Raw genomic sequence first — 20,962 nt, 5'->3', positions numbered from 1 at the left:
TCGTAAAGGCGGCCGGCTCTATTCGGGAGGAATGTGTCCGGAAGATGGCAGAACCTTGAACCTTTCCCGACGGCCCCTACATGGCCACCCGTCCGGGCGTCTGCCGCCTATATGTGGCGGAAGTTCAGCGGGGGCTATGCGCCCGGCGCATGACTGGCATTCCGAGATCGGAGGGCCGAATCAGGCCGAAAACTGCATATTCGCGAGGCGGCGAAAGTCGCAACCAAATAACAAAGGAAACCATATGACCGATTTCGTCGATGGCACCGCCTTCAACAACGAGCAGGGCAATCGCGCCCGCAAGCTCTTCGCTGCGGCCCGGCCTACGGGGTCAGGGGGCCTCGGCCGACACCTTCGCCTCTTCCAGCGCGGAGAGGGTGGCTTCGAGCGCGAGCATGATCGAGGCGTGGCGGTTCTTGTAGTCCCGCGCGGGCTCGAGCACCTCGAAGCCGTCGAACGGCGCGCCGGGCACGGGGCCGCCGTCCTTGAGCATCGCCATCAGCTCGTCGCGCGCCCGGCGCACCTCCGGCTCGCTCAGGCCCACCACGTGCGCGCCGACGACCGCCGCCGAGGCCTGACCGAGCGCGCAGGCCTTCACGTCCTGCCCGTAATCCGCGATCACCCCGTCCTCGACCAGCAGGTCCACCGTCACCGTCGAGCCGCAGAGCGGGGAGCGCTTGCGCGCCGTCGCGGTGGGCGCGGCGAGGCGGTCGGTGCGGGGCATGTCGGCGGCAAGCGCCAGGATCCGGCCCGAGTAGAGCTTGATCAGATCGGATTCGTCGCTCATCGCATGGACTCCCGCTGGCGTGCTCCCCTAGATAGGAGCGAATTCCCAACAAGGCAAAGGAGCGCGGACATGGCCTTCGATCCCGCACGGCTTCGTTACAACGCCGACGGCCTGATCCCGGCCATCGCCCAGGAGGCGGAGACCGGCGAGGTGCTGATGCTCGCCTGGATGAATGCCGAGGCCGTGGCCCGTACGCTGGCGGAGGGGCGGGTCGTCTACTGGTCGCGCTCGCGGCAGGCCTTCTGGCGCAAGGGCGACACGTCGGGCCACGTGCAGGAGCTGGTCGAGATGCGCTTCGATTGCGACGAGGACGCGCTGCTGCTGCTGGTGCGCCAGACCGGCGCGGCCTGCCACACCGGGCGGCGCACCTGTTTCTACCGCGCCGTGCGCGATGGCGAGGAAGTGGAGACGGAGGCGCTTTAGCGGAGCGCCGCGACGAGCCCGGCGAGGGTCTCTGCCGGGTCGTCGGTGCGCCAGATCTCCTCGCCGAGGCCGAGGAAGTCGGTATGCGGCGCGAGGCTGCGGACCAGCTCCGCGTCGAGCGCGCCCTCGGCAACGACGGGCACCTCGATCATCTCCGACCACCACTGGAACGTGTCCAGCTCCGCCCGCCGGCCATCGCCGAGCGTCATGCCGCCGACGGGGCCGAAGCTGACATAATCGGCCCCCGCCTCGGCGGCGCTCATGCCGTCGTGGCGCGAGGTGGCGCAGAAGGCGCCGACGATGGCGTCGGCGTCCAGGCTCTTGCGCATGGTGCGCACCGAGCGGGCGCCGTCGGTGAGGTGGACCCCGTCGAGGCCGAGCCGCTCGACGAGCAGCGCGTGGTTGTCGATGACGAGCGCCACGTCGCGGGCGTGGGTCACCTCGCGCAGCGCGTCGGCGGCGCGGCAGATGCGGTCCTCGTCGTGGCTCGCCAGCGCCAGCCGGACGCAGCCGACGGGGACCCGGTCGAGACAGGCGGCGAGCCGGTCGGGGAAGCCGGAGAGGTCGAAATCCGGCGGCGAAATCAGGTAGATCTGCGGGATGTCCCCGGAAGCGTCGGTCATGGGTTCGGGTCCGGTTGGCGTGCTCGCGCCGTCCTAGCAGGCTTGCCGGGCCTTGGCCATCGCGGCGCGGCGCCCGGCGCGGGTCAGGGCAGGAAGTCGGTCGGGTCGACGCTCTGCAGCCCTTGGCGCACCTCGAAATGCAGGTACGACGGATCGCCCTCCGGCACGCGTGCGAGCGTCTGGCCGGCGCTGACGGCCTGGTCCTTGGCGACGGCGACGTCGGCGAGGTTGACGTAGACCGTGAGCAGGTTGCCGTCGTGGCGCACCACGACGATGGAGTTGCCCGACGTGTCCTCGGTGATCGCGGCGACGCTGCCCGCGGCGGCGGCCTTGACGGCGGTGCCGGGCGCGGCGCCGATGTCGATGCCCTCGTTGCGGCCGCGGCTGTAGGCGCGGATGATCGGGCCGCTGACCGGGTAGGCGAGGCGGGCGTCGCTGTCGCTGCTGGCGGTGCGTTCGCCGATGTCGGGCGCGGCCGGAGCGGGCGGCGCGGGGGTGCCGTCGGCCTCGGCGGCGGCGGCGGCGACGGGCTGCGGGTCCTCATCGGGGAGCGGCTCGGAGGCGGACGGCGGCAGCGGGGTGGGGCTGCCGGTGCCGGGAATGGTGGTGGTCTGGATCGTGTCGCTGGCGGCCGCCGCCGGCGCGGGCGCGGTGCCGCCGGCCTGCGGGATCATCAGCTGCTGGCCCTCGCGCACCGCGAGGTCGGGGCCGAGACCGTTCCAGTCGGCGATTCCGCGCACCGGCACGCCGTAGAGCCGCGCGATGGAATAGGCCGTCTCGCCGCGGCGCACCGTGTGGCGCACCGGCTCGGCCGCGGCGGGGGCCGCGGCTGCGGGCGCGGGGGCCGCGGCGGGCGTGGCGGTGCCCTCGGCGCGATCGATGGCGGCGGAGGCGAGTTCGGTGACGCTGACGGTGCCCGGCGCGGCGAGGGTGCCGGTCCCGGCCGGGACGCGGCTCGGCAGGGCGATCAGCTCGTCGCGGCGCAGCGGCGCGTTCGGGTCGATCCCGTTGAAGCGCGCGAGCGTGTCGGCATCGAGCCCGAGGCGGGCGGCGATGGCGGCGACGGTCTCGCCGCGGCGGGCGAGCACGACCTGGTTGTTGGGGTAGGTGATCACGCCGCGCGCGTCCGGCTCGGGGCGGGTGGGCAGGTTGCGCGAGGCCTCCGAGGTGTCGAAGCCGTTGCCGAGGCCGCGCAGGTCCGGATCGAGCCCGCCGTCGGCGCAAGCCGCCAGCAGCGTCAGGGTCGCGCCGGTCAGAATCGTCGTGCGCAGGGAAAATCGCGTCGCCGTCATCCGTCTCGTCCTCAAGTCCCGCGCCCCTTCGCCTGGAGCGTCTCGCTTCCGTGTCGGGCCCGCGCGCGCCGCCGGCCCGGTTACTCCTGCCCGATCCCCTCCACGAGGGGGACGAAGCGCACCGCGCGCAGCTCGTCGTACTCGAACCCGGCCTCGGTGCGCCGCACCCGGATGAGGCTCTGGACCGTGTCCGACTGCCCCACCGGCACCACCATGATACCCCCGACGCGCAATTGCGCCAATAGGGGGCCCGGCGGGTCTTCGGCGGCCGCGGTGACGATGATACGGTCGAACGGCGCCTGCTCGGGCAGGCCGTGGCTGCCGTCGGCGGTCATCGCGGTGATGTTGACGAGGCCGAGCTCGTCGAACAGCGCCTGCGCCTCGCGCACGAGGCGGCGGTGGCGATCGACGGTGTAGATGCGTCGGGCGAGCTGGGACAGGATCGCGGCCTGGTAGCCCGAGCCGGTGCCGACCTCGAGCACCTTGTCGCGCGGGCTGAGCTCGAGCGCCTGGGTCATCAGCCCGACCACCGAGGGCTGGCTGATGGTCTGGCCGCAGCCGATGGGCAGGGGCATGTCCTCGTAGGCGCGCGCGGCGAAGAGGCCGGTGACGAAGCGCTGCCGGTCGATCGCCTCCATCGCGTGCAGTACCCGCGCGTCGGTGACGCCGCGCGAGCGGAGCGCGAACATGAACTGCATCTTGCGCTCGGCGTCGGCGTCCTCGCTCACCCCAAAGCGTCCTCCAGCCGCGACAGCGCGTCGTGCGCGGTCAGGTCGGCGCGCATCGGCGTCACCGAGACGTAGCCCTCGAGGTTGACCGCCGCGTCGCTGCCGGCGCCCGGGTCGGCCTGCTGGTCGCCGCCGCGCACCCACAGGAAGCGCCGCCCGGAGGGCGCGGTCTGCGCCTCGACGCTGTGGCGCGTGCCCCGCCGCATCCCCTGCGGCGCGGCGCGCACGCCCTTGACGTCGGCGGCGGGGCAGGGCGGGAAGTTGACGTTGTAGAACAGCCGGTAGGCGTCGTCGTCCCAGGGCGCGTCCGCCAGCAGCCGCTGCACGATCTCGGTGCCGTGCGCGGCGGCGGCTTCGAACGGGTCGGCGAGGCGGGCGTTGGCGGGGCCGAAATACTGGCTCAGCGCGATCGCCGGCAGCCCCTGCAGCGCCGCCTCGAGCGCGCCGCCGATGGTGCCGGAATAGAGCACGTTCTCGGCGGCGTTGTTGCCCCGGTTGACGCCCGACAGCACCAGGTCGGGCTGCGCGTCGACGCAGACGTCGTAGAGCCCGGCGAGCACGCAATCGGCCGGCGAGCCCTCGGCGGCGAAGCGGCGCGGGCCGAGCTCGGCGATCATCGTGGGGTGGACGTAGGAGATGCAGTGCCCGACGCCGGACTGCTCGAAGGCCGGGGCCACGGTCCAGACTTCGCCCCCCGGACCGGCGACGGCCTCGGCGATGCGGGTGAGAACCTCGAGCCCGGGCGCGTTGATCCCGTCGTCGTTGGTGATGAGGATGCGCATGAAGAACCTGCCTTTTGCCCTTCCTATGCGAGGCGGTGCAGGGCGGCAAGGCGCTGTGCGGCTGCCGCCTCGCGCGCGAACGGAGAGGTGCGGCCGTGCATATTTTTGGCCAGATGAAGCCGGCCGGCCCGGTTCAGCCGAGGATCTCGGGCAGCAGCCGCGCGGCTTCGCTGTCGGGATAGGCGAGCGCGTCGCGGTCTTCGCCGGGGAAGAAGCGGGCGCGGGTGGCGGTGGCCATCGGGCGCGGCGCGAGGATCGACACGCGCGGGCCGGTGCGCACCGACTCCGCCGCCCAGCTGCGCGCCAGGGCGATCTGCGCGCCCTTGGTGGCCCCGTAGGCGCCGAAGAACGGCTCGCCGGCGCGCGGGTCGTCGAGGAAGACGGCGTGGCCGCTCTCGCCCAGAAGCGGCGCGACGTAGGGGATCAGCCGCGCGGTGGCGGAGACGTTGACCGCGACGGCGCGGGCGAAGTCCTTCTCGGCGATGTGATCGGCGGGCGCGAGCGGCGGGACGTGGATGGCGCTGTGAATCCACAGGTCGAGCCGGCGCCAGCGGTCGAAGATCGAGCGGCAGAGCTGCTGCATGGCGGCGTCGGTGGTGACGTCCATGGGCGCCAGCGACGCCTCGCCCCCGGCGGCGCGGACGCGGTCGTCCACCTCCTCGAGCGCGCCGGTGGTGCGGGCGCAGGCGACGACGTGGTGGCTCGGCGCGAGCGCGACGGCGAGGGCGGCGCCGAGGCCGCGCGAGGCGCCGGTGATGAGGGCGATCTTCGTCATGGCCGCCTCTTGGCGCGCGGGTCGGGCAGGGTCAAGCCTCGGGCGTCGCGTTGTGGCGGTGGGCGATCTCGGCGCGCGCCGCCGCGAGGTCGCCCGTGGCGCCGATCCAGTCGAGGAAGCGGGGCAGGTCGTCCTCCAGCGTCTCCAGGCGCAGCTCCATCACCCGGCTCTTGTCGCGCAGGAAGTGGCGGATGTTGGCGGTGACCGTGTCGACGTAGTCGCGCGCGAGGACCAGCGGATCGGGCGCCGGGGCCTTCCAGCCGGCGCCGAGCAGGATGCCGGTGCGGTAGGCGCGCAGGATGCCGGGATTGGGGCGGGCGACGAAGCTCCGCGCCACGGCCTCCGGGTCGCGGGTGAGGTGGACGTAGGCGGCGCGGTCGCCCCAGGTCTCGTCGAGCCGGCCGAGGAACCACGACAGCCGGTTGTCGGCCTCGATATGCGGACTCGGGTAGGCGAGCCGGTCGGGGCCGGTGAGGTGGGTGCGGGTCTCGTGCCCCGCCCCGTGGCTGGTCAGATGGGCGCAGGCCCGGGCGAGGGTGGTGGAGCCGCAGCGTCCGGTATTGAGGACGAAGACGTTCTCGAAGCCGGGGCGGCTCATGGCTGTGCGGAAGCGGGGCGCGTCATGGCGCGGACCCTAGCGGCAGGCGGGCGGGCTGTCAGCCCGCCCCCGCTCAGCCCGTCGTGGGCATCGTCAGAGTTTGCTGGCCGCGCGAGTCGGCTACGATTACCTGCTCGGTGTCGATGGCGATGATGCGCCCGGTGCGGGTCAGGTCGCCCGGGGCGACGGTGTCGATCTCGCCGTCGGGGTAGCGCAGCATGGCGCGCGGGCCGTCGGGGCGGTCGATCAGGCCGATGACCACCGTGTCGCCGGTGTCGATCGCGCCGGTCTCGGTCGCGGCTTCAGCGACCGTCTCGTTGGTCTCTTCGTTCATGGCGTCGTCCGATTGCTGGTGGCGGACCGCGATATGCGCCTTCCGATGCCGTCTGGGAAGGGGCGGCGCGAAGCTGCGCGGCGGCTCGCCGATCTCCTAGCGGAAAGCTGCGCGGACGGGCTCCGGTTCCGTGCGATGCGGCGACGTGACGCTATTCCGCCGCCGTTTTCGGCCGGAATCCCTGCTCGACCATGTCGGCGGGCTCGACCGGGTATTCCCCAGAGAAGCAGGCGTCGCAATATTGCGGCGCGGAAGCGTCGCGGCCCCGGGACTCGCCGACGGCGCGGTAGAGGCCGTCGAGCGAGATGAAGCGCAGCGAATCGACCTGCAGGTGGTCGCGCATCTCCTCCTCCGACATCGTCGCCGCCAGCAGCTTCTCGCGCTGCGGCGTGTCGACCCCGTAGAAACAGGGCCAGGCCGTCGGCGGCGAGGCGATGCGGAAGTGGACCTCGCGGGCGCCGGCGTCGAGGATCATCTCCTTGATCTTGCGGCTGGTGGTGCCGCGCACGACGCTGTCGTCGACGAGGATCACCCGCTTGCCGCGGATCAGGGCGCGGTTGACGTTGAGCTTGAGGCGCACGCCCATGTTGCGGATCTGCTCGGTCGGCTCGATGAAGGTCCGGCCCATGTACTGGTTGCGGATGATGCCCATCGCGTAGGGGATGCCGCTCTCCAGCGAGAAGCCGATCGCCGCCGGGGTGCCGCTGTCGGGCACCGGGCAGACGAGGTCGGCCTCCACCGGCGCCTCCTTGGCCAGTTCGCGCCCGATCGCCTCGCGGGTCTCGTAGACGGAGCGGCCGCCGAGGATCGAATCGGGGCGCGAGAAGTAGACGTGCTCGAAGATGCAGAAGCGCGGCCGCTTGGGGCGGAACGGGTAGGTGCTCTCGATGCCCTTGTCGGTAATGACGATCATCTCGCCGGGCTCGATCTCGCGGATGAACTCGGCACCGATGATGTCGAGCGCGCAGGTCTCCGACGACAGCGCCCAGCCGTCGCCGATGCGGCCGAGCACGAGCGGGCGCACGCCCAGCGGGTCGCGCACGCCGATCAGCTTGGTGCGGGTCATCGCGACGATGGAGAAGGCGCCCTCGACGCGGCGCAGCGCGTCTTCCATGCGGTCGGGGATGGTCTTCTGCAGCGAGCGCGCCATCAGGTGGATGATGCATTCGCTGTCCGACGAGCTCTGGAAGATCGAGCCGCGCTCGATCAGCTCGCGGCGCAGGGCGTTGGCGTTGGTGATGTTGCCGTTGTGCGCGATCGCCGCGCCGCCCATGGCGAACTCGCCGAAGAAGGGCTGCACGTCGCGGATCGCCGTCTGCCCCTTCGAGCCGGCGGTGGAATAGCGGACATGGCCGATGCCGAGCTGGCCGGGCAGCATCGCCATCGTCTCGGGATCGGTGAAGTTGTCGCGCACGTAGCCGAAGCGGCGCACCGACTGGAAGCCGACGTCGGGCGCGTGGGTGACGATGCCGCCCGCCTCCTGCCCGCGATGCTGCAGCGCGTGCAGCCCCAGGGCGACGAAGTTGGCGGCATCGGTCACGCCGATGACACCGAAGACGCCGCACTCCTCGTGCAGCGTGTCGCCCTCGTCGTCATCGATCGCGCCGAAGTCGAACGGGTGGGCGGGGGGCATTTTGCTGGGCAAGGGCAGTCGGCTCCAGGGTCCGTCAGTCGCTCTTCGCGCTCCCCATAAGCCGCCTCGGGCGCGGTGTCCACGCGGCAGTGGACTTGCCCGGCGCGGCGGGCTCGGCTCTTGTGACCGGCAGGGGAGCGCGACCATGCAAGACGATCTGCCGGACGGGGTGACGCTGCGGCGGCTGGGGCCGGACGACGTGGAGACGTTGCTCGCGGTGCGGCCCGGACTCTTCGATGCGCCGGTCGATCCCCGGCAGGCGCGGGCGTTCCTCGACAGCCCGCTCTGCGAGATCGTCGTGGCCGAGGCCGGCGGCGACATCCTCTCCTTCGCCAGCGGTACCGTGCTGCTGCACCCCGACAAGCCGCCCGCGCTGTTCGTCAACGAGGTCGGCACCCGCGACGGCTGGACCCGGCGCGGGCTGGCGCGGGCGGTGACATGGGCGCTGATCGAGCGGGGCCGCGAGATCGGCTGCGAGGGTGCGTGGCTCGGCACCGAGCCGGACAACGCGGCGGCGCTGGCGCTCTACCGGTCCCTCGGCGGCGAGGAGCGGGGGATCGTCGGCTTCGCCTGGGACGGGGCCTTCGACGACGGCTGACCCTGCGACACCTCGCCTCGCCCGGGTGCACAGGTGTCGCATGGTCGCCCCGGCGGACGGGCATAAGTTCGATGATAACGATCACACGCACGCGGGGCCCGCTGATGGACACCTTCCTCGGTCTCGACGCGCTGGTGCTGGCACGGTTGCAGTTCGCCTTCACCGTCGCGTTCCACTTCATCTTCCCGGCCTTCTCGATCGGGCTGGCGAGTTACCTCGCCGTGCTCAACGCGATGTTCCTCTTCACGAAGGACGAGGCCTATCTCCGCCTGTTCCGCTTCTGGGTGAAGATCTTCGCCATCGCCTTCGCCATGGGCGTCGTGTCGGGGATCGTGATGTCCTACCAGTTCGGCACCAACTGGTCGGTCTTCTCCGACCGGACCGGGCCGGTGCTGGGGCCGCTGATGGCCTACGAGGTGCTGACCGCCTTCTTCCTCGAGGCGGGCTTCCTCGGGATCATGCTGTTCGGCCGCCAGAAGGTGGGGCCGGGGCTGCACATGTTCGCCACCGCGATGGTGGCCGTGGGCACGGCGATCTCGGCGACGTGGATCCTGTCGGTCAACAGCTGGATGCACACGCCGCAGGGCTACGGGATCAACGATGTCGGCCAGTTCGTCCCCGAGGATTGGTGGGCGATCATCTTCAACCCGTCGTTCCCCTACCGCCTCGCCCACACGCTCACCGCCGCCTACCTGACCACCGCCTTCATCGTCGGCGGGGTCGGGGCATGGCACCTGCTGCGGGGGCGCGGCGACAATCGCGGCGTGCGCACGATGTTCTCGATGGCGATGTGGATGATCGCCGTCACCGCGCCGCTGCAGATCGTGCTCGGCCACGAGCACGGGCTCAACACGCTCGAGCACCAGCCGGTCAAGATCATGGCGATGGAGGGCCACTTCGAGAGCCACGACGACGGCGTGCCGCTGGTGCTGTTCGGCTGGCCCGACCAGGAGGCGGGCGAGATGCGCTACGGCCTCGAGATCCCGCGCGTGGGCGGGCTGATCCTCGAGCAGGGCTGGAACGGATCGCTGCCGGGGCTCGACACCGTCGCCGCCGAGGACGAGCCCCCCGTGGCGCTGGTGTTCTGGACCTTCCGGGTGATGGTGGGCATCGGGATGCTGATGCTCGGCGTCGGCCTCTGGGGGCTCTGGGCGCGCTGGCGCGCACGGCTCTACGAGGCGCGCTGGCTGCACCGGGCGGCGCTGCTGATGGGCCCGTCGGGGCTGGTCGCGGTCATCGCGGGCTGGATCACCACCGAGGCCGGACGGCAGCCCTACGTGGTCTACGGCGCGATGCGCACCGCCGAGGCGGTCTCGCCGATCGACGCGCAGGCGGTGGGGGCATCGCTGATCGCGTTCGTCGTCATCTACTTCTGCGTCTTCGGCGCGGGGGTGCTCTACATCCTGCGGCTGATGTCGCACGCGCCCGAGGTGGGCGAGACCGGCGCGCGCGGCGAGCCCGGCCCGGTGCGCACCGCGGGCGTCACGCCCCAGCAGCAGATCCGCCGCTCGCATGTCGGCCCCGACCGGCGGCAGGAGACCTGACATGACCGACGCGATCTCGATCGACCTCACCCTGACCTGGGCGCTGCTCTTGGCCTTCGCGGTCTACGTCTACGTGGTGCTCGACGGCTTCGACCTCGGCCTCGGCATCCTCTACCCGCTGTTTCCTAAGAAGCGCGACCGTGACCTGATGATGAACACGGTGGCGCCGGTCTGGGACGGCAACGAGACCTGGCTGGTGCTCGGCGGCGGCGGGCTGTTCGCGGCCTTCCCGTTGGCCTACGCGATCATCCTGCCGGCGCTCTACCCGCCGATCATCGCGATGCTGCTGTCGCTGATCTTCCGCGGGGTGGCCTTCGAATTCCGCTGGCGCACCGAGACGCGGCGGGGCGAAATTCTCTGGGACGCGGCCTTCATCGCCGGCTCGACGCTCGCCGCGCTCTCCCAGGGGATCATCCTCGGGGCGCTGCTCCAGGGAATCGAGGTCGAGGGCCGCGCCTATGCGGGGAGCTGGTGGGACTGGCTGACGCCGTTCTCGCTGCTCACCGGGGTGGCGGTGGTGGCGGGCTACGCGCTGCTAGGCGCCTGCTGGCTGAACCTCAAGACCGAGGGCGAGATCCAGGAGCGCGCGCGCCACCTGGCCTGGGTCTTCGGCGTCGCCACCGTCGCCGGCATCGTCGCGGTGAGCGTCGCCACGCCGTTCCTCGAGGCCGCCTACTTCGAGCGCTGGCTCGGCTGGCCCGGCATCCTCTACGTCGCGCCGGTGCCGGTGGCGGTGGCGGCGATCACCTTCGGCCTGGCGCGCTCGCTCGCCACCCACGGCCGCGACTGGGTGCCCTTCGTGCTGGCGCTGGCGCTGTTCCTGCTCTGCTTCATCGGACTCGGTATCTCCATGTGGCCCGACGTGGTGCCGGGGGAGGTGACCCTCTACGAGGCGGCGAGCCCGGCCTCGAGCCAGACGTTCATGCTGGTCGGCGCGGCGGTGCTGATCCCGATCATTCTCGCCTACACCGCCTACGCCTACTGGATCTTCCGCGGCAAGCTCGACCCGGACGAGGGGTATCACTGATGGGCAAGCGGCTGCTCTGGTTCGTCGCGATCTGGGCCGCGTCGGTGGGCCTGCTTGCGGTGGTGGCCTACGGGATCCGGCTGATGATCCTCTGAGGGCGGCCGTGTGGCGGGCGGCGGAGCGAGGGGGCGCTGCCCCCTCGCGCTCCCCCGGCATATTTCCGGCCAGATGAAGGGGAGGGGGCGCTCTAGTCGCGGCGCCAGCGGTGAAGGAGGTCGCCGCCGATGGGGGTCGTCTCGGCTAGGTGGAAGCGGGGGGCGGCGGCGAGGGCGTCGACGCCCATCGCGCCGACCATCGGCAGGCCCTCGGCGCCGAGCACCAGGCCGGCGCTGTAGGCGACGAGCTCGTCGACCAGGTCGGCGGCCAGCAGGGACGCGGCGAGGCCGCCGCCGCCCTCGCAGAACACGCTGGTGAGCCCGGCCGCGCCGAGCGCGGCGAGCACCGACTCGGGGGCGAGCTGGCCGTGGTCGACCGCGCAGGGCAGGAGCCGCGCGCCGGCCGCCTCCCAGGCGGCGCGGCTGGCGGCGGCGGCGTCGGGGCCGTGGCACAGCCAGAGCGGCACGTCGCGAGCGGTGGCGGCGAGGCGGCCGTCGCGCGGCAGGTCGAGGCGGCGCGAGACCACGACCCGGACCGGCTGGCGGGCGATGCCGAGGCCGCGCACGGTGAGCGCCGGGTCGTCGGCCCGCGCCGTCCCCGCGCCGACCATCACCGCGTCGTGGCGCGCGCGCAGGGCGTGGACGTGGCGGCGGGCCTCGGTGCCGGTGATCCACTGGCTCTCGCCGGTAGCGGTCGCGATGCGCCCGTCGAGGCTGGCGGCGAGCTTGAGGGTGAGGGCAGGGCGGCCGCGCTCGACGCGCGACAGGAAGCCGGCATGGAGCGCGCGCGCCTCCGCCTCGCGCACCCCGGTGGTCACCGCGACCCCCGCCGCGCGCAGGATCGCGACGCCTTGCCCGGCGGTGCGGGCGTCGGCGTCGGCGCACCCGATCACCACCCGCGCCACGCCGGCGCGCGCCAGCTCCGACGCGCAGGCCGGCGTCTCGCCGACGTGGGCGCAGGGTTCGAGGGTGACGTAGGCCGTCGCCCCGCGCGGGTCGGCAGCCGCCAGCGCGCGCATCTCGGCATGGGGGCGGCCGCCGTCGGCGGTGCGGGCGCGGGCGAGGATGCGGCCGTCGCGCACCAGCACGCAGCCCACCGACGGGTTGGGCCAGGTCCGGCCGAGCCCCTGCCGGCCGAGGCCGAGGGCGAGCGCCATGAACCGGCCGTCGGCCTCGTTCACGGGTCCGACGGCTGGGTGGCGGGGCGCAGCTCGGCGACGAAGCGGTCGAAATCGTCGGCGGCCTGGAAGTTCTTGTAGACACTGGCGAAGCGCACGTAGGCGACGGTGTCGATCCGCGCGAGGCTCTCCATGACGATCTCGCCGATCACCTTGGAGGGGATGTCGGTCTCGCCCATGCTCTCGAGCCGGCGCACGATGCCGGAGATCATCTGGTCGACCCGCTCCGGCTCGACGGGGCGCTTCTGCATCGAGATCCGCACCGAACGCTCGAGCTTGTCGCGGTCGAAGTCCTCGCGGCGCCCGTTGGACTTGATGACGACGAGATCGCGCAGCTGCACCCGCTCGTAGGTGGTGAAGCGGCCGCCGCAGGCCGGGCAGAAACGGCGCCTGCGGATGGCGACGTGATCTTCCGCGGGACGCGAATCCTTCACCTGGGTGTCGACGTTGCCACAAAACGGACAGCGCATGCGCTTCCCCTCTTCGTCTGCCTCTTGGGGCTCTGCCCTCTTCTAGGCCAAGACTATAGGAACCACCGCAGCATTTGGAACCGACAATCGCAGCGCCCCCACATCTGGAGTCGCACTGTGGCATCCGGCGCGCGGCGGCTCAGCCGAGGTGGAGCACCACCTGCCGCCGGTGCGGGGCGGCGCGATGTTCGAAAAGGTAGAGTCCCTGCCACGTTCCGAGCAGCATCCGCCCGTCGCGGACAGGGATCTGCAAGCTCACCGGCAGGATCGACGCCTTGATGTGGGCCGGCATGTCGTCCGGGCCCTCGGCGCGGTGGGTGAGGTAGCGCATCTCGGGTGCGTCGGCGTCGGGCACGTGGCGCGACAGCCAGGCCAGCAGGTCGCGCTGCACGTCCGGGTCGGCGTTTTCCTGGATCAGCAGCGAGCACGAGGTGTGGCGCACGAACAGGGTCAGCAGCGCCTCGCCGCGGGCGTCGGAGATCGCGGCGGCGGCGTCGTCGGTGAACTCGTAGAGGCCCGGGCCACGGGTCTGGAGGGCGAGGGTGGTCTGCATCGGCGGCTACTCCGCGGCGGGCAGGCGCGCCGGCTCGTCGTCGGCGTCGTAGTCGATGGCGATGCTCTTCGTGGCCCGCGCCCCCATCTGCTTGAGCGTCTCGACCTGCGAGATCGCGTTGCCGCGGCCGTGCGTGAGCTTCTTCAGGGCCTCCTCGTGGGCCTGGCTCGCCTTGCCGAGCGCGTCGCCGACCTTGGTGAGGTCGCCCACGAAGTTGGCGAGCTTGTCGTAGAGCCGACCGGCGCGCTTGGCGATGTCCTCGGCGTTGCTCTCGCGGCGCTCGACGGTCCAGATGTGCTCGACGGTGCGCAGGGTGACCATGAGCGTCGTCGGGGTCATCAGCCCGATGTGGCGCGAGACCGCGAAGCTGGCGAGGTCGGGCGCCTCGTTCAGCGCGGCGGCAAGCGCGCCCTCGATCGGCATGAACATCAGCACGTAATCGACGGCCGTGTCCTCGAGCGCGTAATAGGCCTTGTCGGCGAGCTGGGTGACGTGCCGGCGCACGGCGGCGGCGTGCGCCTTCAGGTGCTCGGCGCGCTCCTCCTCGGTCTCGGCGTTCACCGCCGCCTCGTAGCTGACGAGGCTGACCTTGGAGTCGATGATGAGGCACTTCTTGCGCGGCAGCTGGACGACCACGTCGGGCCGGTAGCGCGCGCCATCCTCGCCGGTGCGCTGCTGCTGGACCATGTAATGCACGTCGCGCTCGAGGCCCGAGGCCTCGAGGATGCGCTCGAGGATCATCTCGCCCCACGCGCCCTGCTTCTGCTTGTCGCCCTTCAGCGCCCGGGTCAGCGCCGCCGCCTCGGAGCGCACCGTCTCGGACTGGATCGTCAGGTCGCGGACCTGCTGGCTGAGCTGGGCGCGCTCCTTGTCGGCGCTGCGATGCACCTCGCGCAGCTCCACCTCGAAGCGGCTCACATGCTCGCGGAACGGCTTGAGCAGCTCGCTCAGCTTCTCCTGGTGGGTGGCGGAGAACTCGCTGCCCGTCTTGCGCAGGGTGGCGGCGGCGAGGTCCTCAAACTTCTTGGCCATCTCCTCGCGCAGCGACTTGAGCTCCTCGATCCGCTCCCGGGCCGAGGCGAGCTTGCCGTCGCTGTCGGCCTGCAAAGCGGCGTGCGCGCTCTGGAGGGCGGCGTGCTTCTCCTGCAAGTCCGCGTGCTTCGCCTGCTGGTCCTTCTGCGCCGTGCGCTGTGCCTCCATCTCGGCTTCCAGCCGCCGGACGGCCTCCTCGAGGGCGGCGCCGGTGCTGCGCGCGGTGCCGCAGGCCTGCTCGGCCTCCCGGTGCAGGCGGCGCGCCTCGCCGAGTTCGTCGCGCATGTCCCGCAGGGCGGCCTTGGCCGAGCGCAGGCTCGCGACGCTGTAGATCAGTAACAGGAGCAGGAGCGCCGCGGCGCCTGCCAACAGGGTGAACTCGTCAGCCAGCATACATCATCCTTCCGGTGCACCGCGGAGGATGTTCGCCCGTCAACGGGGTGTCAACTCACCCCCGCGCGTCAACCGAACAGGCGCTCGCCCTGCTCGTCGATCATCTGCTTGGCCTTGTTGACCGACGCTTCCGTCGCCGCGTCGCGGCTGTCGAGCGTGTCGGCGCGGATCAGCTGGTGCACCTTGTCCTCGCCGTCGACCTGCTTCTCGATCCGCGCGGCGACGCGCCATCGGCCGCTCTCCTCGATCGGGGCGGGGTGGATCGCGAAGCCCTTGTATTCCTCGGGCTCCGCTTCCGGGGTCTTGGCGCGGCCGGAGGCGCCGCCGAAGAGCTTGGAGAACAGAGACATCGCTTATTGATCCAGGAACGAGCGCAGCTTGCGCGAGCGGCTCGGGTGCTTGAGCTTGCGCAGCGCCTTCGCCTCGATCTGGCGGATGCGCTCGCGGGTGACGGAGAATTGCTGGCCCACTTCCTCGAGCGTGTGGTCAGTGTTCATGCCGATGCCGAAGCGCATCCGCAGCACCCGCTCCTCGCGCGGGGTGAGGGAGGCGAGCACGCGGGTGGTCGTCTCCTTCAGGTTCTCCTGAATGGCCGAATCCAGCGGCAGGACCGCGTTCTTGTCCTCGATGAAGTCGCCGAGCTGGCTGTCCTCCTCGTCGCCGATGGGCGTCTCGAGGGAGATCGGCTCCTTGGCGATCTTCATCACCTTGCGGACCTTCTCGAGCGGCATCTGCAGCTTCTCGGCCAGCTCCTCGGGCGTCGGCTCGCGACCGATCTCGTGCAGCATCTGGCGGCCGGTGCGCACCAGCTTGTTGATCGTCTCGATCATGTGCACCGGGATGCGGATGGTGCGGGCCTGGTCGGCGATCGAACGGGTGATCGCCTGGCGGATCCACCAGGTGGCGTAGGTCGAGAACTTGTAGCCGCGGCGGTACTCGAACTTGTCGACGGCCTTCATCAGGCCGATGTTGCCTTCCTGAATGAGATCAAGGAATTGCAGGCCGCGGTTCGTGTACTTCTTGGCGATCGAGATGACGAGCCGGAGGTTGGCCTCGACCATCTCCTTCTTGGCCTGCCGGGCTTCCTTCTCGCCCTTCTGGACCTGCTGGACGATGCGGCGGAACTCGGAGATGTCGACGCCGACATACTGGCCGACCTGGGCCATCTCGGCGCGCAGCTCCTCGACCTTGCCGGTGGAGCGCTCGATGAAGGCCTGCCAGGCGCGGCCCGGGTTCTGGCCCATGCGGTCGAGCCAGGTCGGGTCGAGCTCGTAGCCGCGATAGGCGTCGATGAACTCGCGGCGGTTGATGCGGGCCTGGTCGGCCAGCTTCACCATCGAGGAGTCGATCGACATGATGCGGCGGTTGATGCCGTAGAGCTGGTCGATCAGCGCCTCGATGCGGTTGTTGTGCAGGTGCAGCGAGTTGACGAGCTCGACGATCTCCCCGCGCAGCTTCTGGTAGGTCTCCTCGTCCTTCTCGGTGAACGAGCTGTCCTCGTTGAGCTGGGCGGAGATGCGGGCGTCCTGCATCTCGCTGAGGTTGCCGAAGTCGGCGGCGATGGTGTCGAGCGTCTCGAGCACGCGCGGCTTGAGCGCGGCCTCCATCGCGGCGAGCGACATGTTGGCCGCGTCGTCCTCGTCCTCGTCGTCGTCCTTGGCGATCGGATTGCCGTCGGCGTCGAGCTCGGGGCCCTCTTCCTTCTTCGCGCCGTCGGCGGCGCCGGGCTCGACGACGGGCGTGTCGCCCTCTTCCTCGAGCTGGTTGCCGAAGGTGGCCTCGAGGTCGATCACGTCGCGCAGCAGGATGTCTTCGTTGAGAAGTTCGTCGCGCCAGATGGTGATCGCCTGGAAGGTCAGGGGGCTCTCGCAGAGCCCGAGGATCATCGTGTTGCGGCCGGCCTCGATGCGCTTGGCGATGGCGATCTCGCCCTCGCGGCTCAGCAGCTCGACCGAGCCCATCTCGCGCAGGTACATCCGGACCGGATCGTCGGTGCGGTCGAGCTTCTCCGTCTCGCCGGAGGAGACGGCGACGTCCCGGCTGCCGCCGGTGGTGACGAGGTCGGTCGACTTCGTCTCCTCGGTCTCTTCGCTCTCCTCCTCCTCGGTGACCTGGATGCCCATCTCGGAGAGCATCGACATCACGTCCTCGATCTGGTCGGAGGACACCTGGTCGGGCGGAAGGACGGAATTGAGCTGGTCGTAGGTGATGTAGCCGCGCTCGCGCGCATCGGCGATCATCTTCTTGACGGCGGTCTGGCTCATGTCGAGAGACATCGCGCCGTCCTGCTCGTCTTCCTTGCGCTCGTCGGTGTCTTTGGCGGCCATGTACGCTCCTCGAGTGTCGCGGCGGGAAGAGGCTAGCTGTCGAATCAACTACCGAATCGGGTGATTCGCAACCTCTCCCTCAGCAATATCCCATATCGTTGCACCGGCGGATCAGGTAGTGCCCCCGGAACCTTTTTCCAAACGCAGCCCCGCGAGAAACTCGTCGAGCGCCGCCCTCTCCCGTCGGTTGATCGGCGCCCCGTTCGCGCCGACCTCGTATTCCGTCCGGTCTTCGCCGGTCTGGGCGCGGCCCGCCCTGTCCATCGCGGCGCTCGACTGGGCGAGGCGGGCGGTGACGTGCTCGTCGGCGAGGCCGGCGGAGAGGTCTTCCTCGGCCTCGGCAATCTCGCGCCGATGACCGCGCCGCGCGTTCAGCTTGGCAAGTTCTTCGGCCAGGCACATCCGCGCCGCGTCCTCGCCCGGACGGCGCACGGCGGGTGTCAGCGCCACGTGGGTGTCGGCGAACAGTTTTTCAAGGGCGCCCGGCCCCAGCCGCTCGGCGAGGTAGGGGCGCAGGTCGGCGTCGGGCGGTGCGATGAGCAGCGCGTGCGCCAGCGCCCCGTGGGTGCGATCGGTGAAGTGCAGCCCCTCGAGCTCGCCGAGAAAGTCGTGCAGCACCGCCGGGTTGCAGATCAGCACCGCGAGGATCACTGCCTCGCGCAGGTGGTCCTCGCTGAGCGTCCCCGTCGCCAGCATCGAGGCGCGGGTGCCGGCGCGCGCTTGGGCCGGGGCGTTCTTGCCCTTGAAGGCCATCCCGCCGCCGGCCTTCTTGCGCGCCGGCGGGCGGAACAGCTCCCACTTCAGCTGCCGCAGCTCGTCGTCGTAGTGCCGGCGCAGGCCCTGGTCGCGGATCAGCGCGGTCTTGTCGGCGAGCGCCTTGTCGAGCGCCGCCTTGCGCTCGGGGCTGTCGAAGGTGCGCCCCTCCGTCGCCGCCTGCCAGAGCAGCCGGATCAGCGGCTGCGCCTCCTCCAGCAGCCCCGCCATCGCCGCCGGGCCCTTGGCGCGCAGCAGGTCGTCCGGGTCCTGGCCCTCGGGCAGCAGCACGAAGCGCAGCGACTTGCCCGCCGTCAGCAGCGGCAGCGCCAGCTCGACCACCCGCAGCGCGGCGCGCTGGCCGGCGGTGTCGCCGTCGAGCGCGATGATCGGCTCGTCGGCAATGCGCCACAGGTGGGCGAGCTGCGCCTCGGTCACGGCGGTGCCGAGCGGCGCGACGGCGGCGCCGAAGCCGTGCTCGGCGAGCGCGATCACGTCCATGTAGCCCTCGGCCACGATCAGCGGCGCGCCCTTGCCGGCGGCCTCGCGGGCGGGGCCGTGGTTGAACAGGGTGCGCGACTTGTCGAACAGCGGGGTCTCGGGCGAGTTCAGATACTTGGCGTTGTCGTCCGGGTCCATCGCGCGCCCGCCGAAGGCGATGGCGCGCCCGCGCGGGTCGCGGATCGGGAACAGGATGCGGTTGCGGAAGGTGTCGTAGGGCGCGCGGCCCTTGTCGGAGGCGCGCACCAGCCCGGCGGCGAGCAGCGCCTTGTCGGGCACGCCCTGGCCGCGCAGGTGGTCGCCCAGCGTCTGCCAGCCCGGCGGCGCGAAGCCGATCTCCCAGCGCCCCTGCGCCGCCTCGTCGAGCCCGCGCCCGGCGAGGTAGGCCCGCGCCTCGGCGGCGGCGCCGGTCTTGAGCTGCATCCGGTAGAAGCGCACCGCCTGCTCCATCACCTCGACGAGCTCGGCGCGCCGGTCGGCGACCTTCTGCGCACGCGGATCGCTCTCGGGGATTTGCAGCCCCGCCTCGCCGGCGAGGATGCGGATCGCCTCCATGAACTCCACGTTCTCCGTTTCGCGCACGAAGGAGATGGCGTCGCCCTTGGCGTGGCAGCCGAAGCAGTAATAATAGCCCTTGCGGTCGTCGACGTGGAAGCTGGCGGTCTTCTCCTGGTGGAACGGGCAGGGGGCCCAGAGATCGCCCTTGGCCTGGTTGGACTTGCGGTTGTCCCACATCACCTTGCGCCCGACGACCTGGCCGAGGCTCAGGCGCGAGCGCAATTCATCGAGGAAACCGGGGGGCAGACTCATGCGCCGGAGTATCCGGTCAGCGCGCCGCAGAGTCCACCGCGGCCGCCACGGCAGGCCGGCCGGCCTCGGCGGCCGCCCGCCGCCGCGCGCGGCTCTCGCGCCAGGTGATGTAGGTCACCGCCGCGAGGATCAGCGCCGCGCCGAGCACCACCATCCCGTCGATCGGCTCGCCGAAGAACACCATGCCCACCGCCACCGCCCAGATCAGCTGCAGGAACGTCGCCGGCTGCGTCACCGTCAGCGGCGCGGCGGCGAAGGCGCGGGTCATCGCGTAGTGCCCGGCGGTGGCGAAGCAGGCCACGAGGAACAGCCAGCCGACTTCGGCGAGGCTCGGCGTCACCCAGACGGCGAAGGCGAAGGGCGCGAGGAAGATCGGCGTCATGATCGACAGCATCCCCACGATCACCACCGCGCCGACCTCGCCCGAGAGCACCTTCACCACCATGTAGGCGGCGGCGAACATCAGCGCGGTGAGGATCATGGTCAGGTGGCCCGTCTCGATCTCGCGGATGCCCGGCCGCAGGATCACCATCGCCCCCGCCAGCGCGATCAGCACCGCCACCAGCCGGCGCGGCGGCAGCGCCTCGCCCAGGATCAGCGCCGCGCCGAGGGTGACGAAGACAGGGTTCATGTAGTTGAGCGCGGTCACCTCGGCGATGGTGATCTGCGTCATCGAGTAGAACCACAGGATCACCCCCGCCGCCTGCAGCGCGCCGCGCAGGGCGAACATCGCCACCTGCCGCCGGGTGAGGCGCGCGGCGAGGATCGGGCGGATCATCGGCAGCAGGAACACGAGGCCGAGCAGGTAGCGGATGAAGGCCGATTCCGCCGCCGGCACGCTGCTGCCCACGTGCTTCACCAGCGCCGTGACGGCCACGAAGTTGAGCCCCGACAGGATCATCCACAGGATGCCCGCCGCCGGCCCCGTCGCCGCCGGTGCCCTCACCCGTAGCGCTCCACGAAGCGGCGCAGGATGCGCTGGGGCACCTCCACCTCGGCGGCGCGGCACATGGCGACGAGGGCGTCGGCCTCCCCGGGCGGGAAGTAGCCGCGGTCGCGGTAGACGCGGATGCGGGTCTCGAACACCGCCGCGTCGGCCTCGGGGTGGAACTGCGTGGCGTAGACGTTCCGCCCGGCGCGGATCATCTGGTAGGGGCAGGGGGCCGAGCCGAGCAGCGCCACCGCGCCCTCGGGCAGCACCTCGACCGCCTCCTTGTGGCCGACGAAGGCGTCGAAGCGCTCCGGCAGCCCCGCGAGCAGCGGATCGCGCCGCCCCTCCTCGGTGACCTCGCAGGTGACGGCGCCGACGGGCTCGCCGTAGCGGCCCTTGGCGACGGTGCCGCCCATGGCGTGGGCGAGGATGCCGATGCCGTAGCAGCAGCCCAGGTAGGGATGATCGCGCGCGAGGATCTCGGGTATCAGGCCCAGGCAGGCGGCCTCGATGCGGGCCTCCTCCGGGCTCTTGGCGGCGGGCGGGTCGCTGACGCAGCCCGGCCCGCCGCCGACGATCACCCCGGCGGTCTCGGCGAGGTCCAGCCCCGCGGGCAGCGCCTCGCGCTCGAGCCGCACCCGGACCGCGCGTTCCGGCGCGATCCCGCCCTTGTCGAGCAGCGCCGCGAACTCGTCGTCGGCGGCCTCGGTCTCGGGGCGCAGCTGCAGGATCAGGAACGGCTTCATCGGGCATGGCTAGCCTGCGCCCGCGCCGA

General features: G+C 71.3%; 23 protein-coding genes. 5 read left to right on the top strand and 18 right to left on the bottom strand.

Annotation, left to right across the window (positions count from 1 at the left end; genetic code table 11):
• Window positions 1-331: 331 nt before the first annotated feature.
• The gene (locus tag OG2516_RS04710; RefSeq protein ID WP_007254480.1) at window positions 332-787 is read right to left on the bottom strand and encodes an iron-sulfur cluster assembly scaffold protein; all 456 of its coding nucleotides are present in this window, start codon (window positions 785-787) and stop codon (window positions 332-334) included.
• A gap of 69 nt (window positions 788-856) precedes the next feature.
• Between OG2516_RS04710 and hisI the strand changes: the two genes are divergently transcribed.
• Window positions 857-1,210: a phosphoribosyl-AMP cyclohydrolase gene (hisI, locus tag OG2516_RS04705; protein ID WP_007254479.1), complete on the top strand. Its 354-nt coding sequence runs from the start codon at window positions 857-859 to the stop codon at window positions 1,208-1,210.
• Here hisI and OG2516_RS04700 read toward each other — a convergent pair.
• The 8 genes from OG2516_RS04700 to purF form a co-directional block, all read right to left on the bottom strand.
• Complete coding sequence (locus OG2516_RS04700) at window positions 1,207-1,833, bottom strand: thiamine phosphate synthase (RefSeq protein WP_007254478.1); 627 nt, start codon at window positions 1,831-1,833, stop codon at window positions 1,207-1,209. The two genes, hisI and OG2516_RS04700, sit on opposite strands and share 4 nt — an antisense overlap.
• A gap of 83 nt (window positions 1,834-1,916) precedes the next feature.
• Entirely contained in the window at window positions 1,917-3,125 is a 1,209-nt protein-coding gene (locus tag OG2516_RS04695) for a peptidoglycan DD-metalloendopeptidase family protein (protein ID WP_007254477.1), read from the bottom strand.
• 80 nt (window positions 3,126-3,205) lie between these two features.
• Window positions 3,206-3,853 (bottom strand): protein-L-isoaspartate(D-aspartate) O-methyltransferase, encoded by a 648-nt coding sequence (locus tag OG2516_RS04690; protein WP_007254476.1) that lies wholly within the window; start codon window positions 3,851-3,853, stop codon window positions 3,206-3,208.
• Window positions 3,850-4,635 carry a 5'/3'-nucleotidase SurE gene (gene surE / locus OG2516_RS04685; RefSeq protein WP_007254475.1) on the bottom strand — a complete coding sequence of 262 codons (786 nt, stop codon included), beginning with the start codon at window positions 4,633-4,635 and terminating at the stop codon, window positions 3,850-3,852. The genes OG2516_RS04690 and surE overlap by 4 nt, the downstream gene beginning before the upstream one ends.
• A gap of 133 nt (window positions 4,636-4,768) precedes the next feature.
• The gene (locus OG2516_RS04680) at window positions 4,769-5,410 is read right to left on the bottom strand and encodes an SDR family NAD(P)-dependent oxidoreductase (RefSeq protein WP_007254474.1); all 642 of its coding nucleotides are present in this window, start codon (window positions 5,408-5,410) and stop codon (window positions 4,769-4,771) included.
• Window positions 5,411-5,441: 31 nt separating this feature from the next.
• Window positions 5,442-6,008, bottom strand: coding sequence for a hypothetical protein (locus OG2516_RS04675; protein WP_007254473.1), 567 nt, complete (start codon window positions 6,006-6,008; stop codon window positions 5,442-5,444).
• 73 nt (window positions 6,009-6,081) lie between these two features.
• Window positions 6,082-6,342: a hypothetical protein gene (locus tag OG2516_RS04670; RefSeq protein ID WP_007254472.1), complete on the bottom strand. Its 261-nt coding sequence runs from the start codon at window positions 6,340-6,342 to the stop codon at window positions 6,082-6,084.
• A 151-nt stretch (window positions 6,343-6,493) separates the two neighbouring features.
• On the bottom strand, window positions 6,494-7,975 hold the full coding sequence (purF, locus tag OG2516_RS04665; protein WP_007254471.1) for an amidophosphoribosyltransferase: 1,482 nt from the start codon (window positions 7,973-7,975) through the stop codon (window positions 6,494-6,496).
• A 145-nt stretch (window positions 7,976-8,120) separates the two neighbouring features.
• Between purF and OG2516_RS04660 the strand changes: the two genes are divergently transcribed.
• From OG2516_RS04660 to OG2516_RS19455, 4 genes are all read left to right on the top strand, one after another.
• The gene (locus tag OG2516_RS04660) at window positions 8,121-8,573 is read left to right on the top strand and encodes a GNAT family N-acetyltransferase (RefSeq protein ID WP_007254470.1); all 453 of its coding nucleotides are present in this window, start codon (window positions 8,121-8,123) and stop codon (window positions 8,571-8,573) included.
• Between the two features lie 104 nt (window positions 8,574-8,677).
• Window positions 8,678-10,117 (top strand): cytochrome ubiquinol oxidase subunit I, encoded by a 1,440-nt coding sequence (locus tag OG2516_RS04655; RefSeq protein WP_007254469.1) that lies wholly within the window; start codon window positions 8,678-8,680, stop codon window positions 10,115-10,117.
• Between the two features lies 1 nt (window position 10,118).
• Window positions 10,119-11,144 carry a cytochrome d ubiquinol oxidase subunit II gene (gene cydB, locus OG2516_RS04650; protein ID WP_007254468.1) on the top strand — a complete coding sequence of 342 codons (1,026 nt, stop codon included), beginning with the start codon at window positions 10,119-10,121 and terminating at the stop codon, window positions 11,142-11,144.
• Window positions 11,144-11,239, top strand: coding sequence for a DUF2474 family protein (locus OG2516_RS19455; RefSeq protein WP_007254467.1), 96 nt, complete (start codon window positions 11,144-11,146; stop codon window positions 11,237-11,239). The genes cydB and OG2516_RS19455 overlap by 1 nt, the downstream gene beginning before the upstream one ends.
• 92 nt (window positions 11,240-11,331) lie before the next feature.
• Here the strand turns inward: OG2516_RS19455 and ribD are convergent, their stop codons facing one another.
• The 9 genes from ribD to OG2516_RS04605 form a co-directional block, all read right to left on the bottom strand.
• On the bottom strand, window positions 11,332-12,420 hold the full coding sequence (gene ribD / locus OG2516_RS04645; RefSeq protein WP_007254466.1) for a bifunctional diaminohydroxyphosphoribosylaminopyrimidine deaminase/5-amino-6-(5-phosphoribosylamino)uracil reductase RibD: 1,089 nt from the start codon (window positions 12,418-12,420) through the stop codon (window positions 11,332-11,334).
• Window positions 12,417-12,887 (bottom strand): transcriptional regulator NrdR, encoded by a 471-nt coding sequence (gene nrdR / locus OG2516_RS04640; RefSeq protein ID WP_007254465.1) that lies wholly within the window; start codon window positions 12,885-12,887, stop codon window positions 12,417-12,419. Before nrdR ends, ribD begins: the two co-directional genes overlap by 4 nt.
• Before the next feature lie 139 nt (window positions 12,888-13,026).
• Window positions 13,027-13,440 (bottom strand): secondary thiamine-phosphate synthase enzyme YjbQ, encoded by a 414-nt coding sequence (locus OG2516_RS04635; protein WP_007254464.1) that lies wholly within the window; start codon window positions 13,438-13,440, stop codon window positions 13,027-13,029.
• Between the two features lie 6 nt (window positions 13,441-13,446).
• Window positions 13,447-14,865 (bottom strand): DNA recombination protein RmuC, encoded by a 1,419-nt coding sequence (locus tag OG2516_RS04630; protein ID WP_007254463.1) that lies wholly within the window; start codon window positions 14,863-14,865, stop codon window positions 13,447-13,449.
• 68 nt (window positions 14,866-14,933) lie between these two features.
• Window positions 14,934-15,215 (bottom strand): HlyU family transcriptional regulator, encoded by a 282-nt coding sequence (locus OG2516_RS04625; RefSeq protein ID WP_007254462.1) that lies wholly within the window; start codon window positions 15,213-15,215, stop codon window positions 14,934-14,936.
• A gap of 3 nt (window positions 15,216-15,218) precedes the next feature.
• On the bottom strand, window positions 15,219-17,192 hold the full coding sequence (gene rpoD, locus OG2516_RS04620) for an RNA polymerase sigma factor RpoD (RefSeq protein WP_007254461.1): 1,974 nt from the start codon (window positions 17,190-17,192) through the stop codon (window positions 15,219-15,221).
• Window positions 17,193-17,303: 111 nt separating this feature from the next.
• On the bottom strand, window positions 17,304-19,256 hold the full coding sequence (gene dnaG, locus OG2516_RS04615; RefSeq protein ID WP_040614976.1) for a DNA primase: 1,953 nt from the start codon (window positions 19,254-19,256) through the stop codon (window positions 17,304-17,306).
• Between the two features lie 16 nt (window positions 19,257-19,272).
• Complete coding sequence (locus OG2516_RS04610; protein ID WP_040614975.1) at window positions 19,273-20,202, bottom strand: EamA family transporter; 930 nt, start codon at window positions 20,200-20,202, stop codon at window positions 19,273-19,275.
• A complete protein-coding gene (locus OG2516_RS04605; RefSeq protein WP_007254458.1) occupies window positions 20,199-20,933 on the bottom strand; it encodes a glutamine amidotransferase in 735 nt (244 codons plus the stop codon). Before OG2516_RS04605 ends, OG2516_RS04610 begins: the two co-directional genes overlap by 4 nt.
• Window positions 20,934-20,962: the final 29 nt, after the last annotated feature.

The organism is Oceanicola granulosus HTCC2516, from assembly GCF_000153305.1.
Classification (GTDB): domain Bacteria; phylum Pseudomonadota; class Alphaproteobacteria; order Rhodobacterales; family Rhodobacteraceae; genus Oceanicola; species Oceanicola granulosus.
Note: the sequence above shows the minus strand (reverse complement) of the source record. Positions and strands in the feature narration are given on the sequence as shown.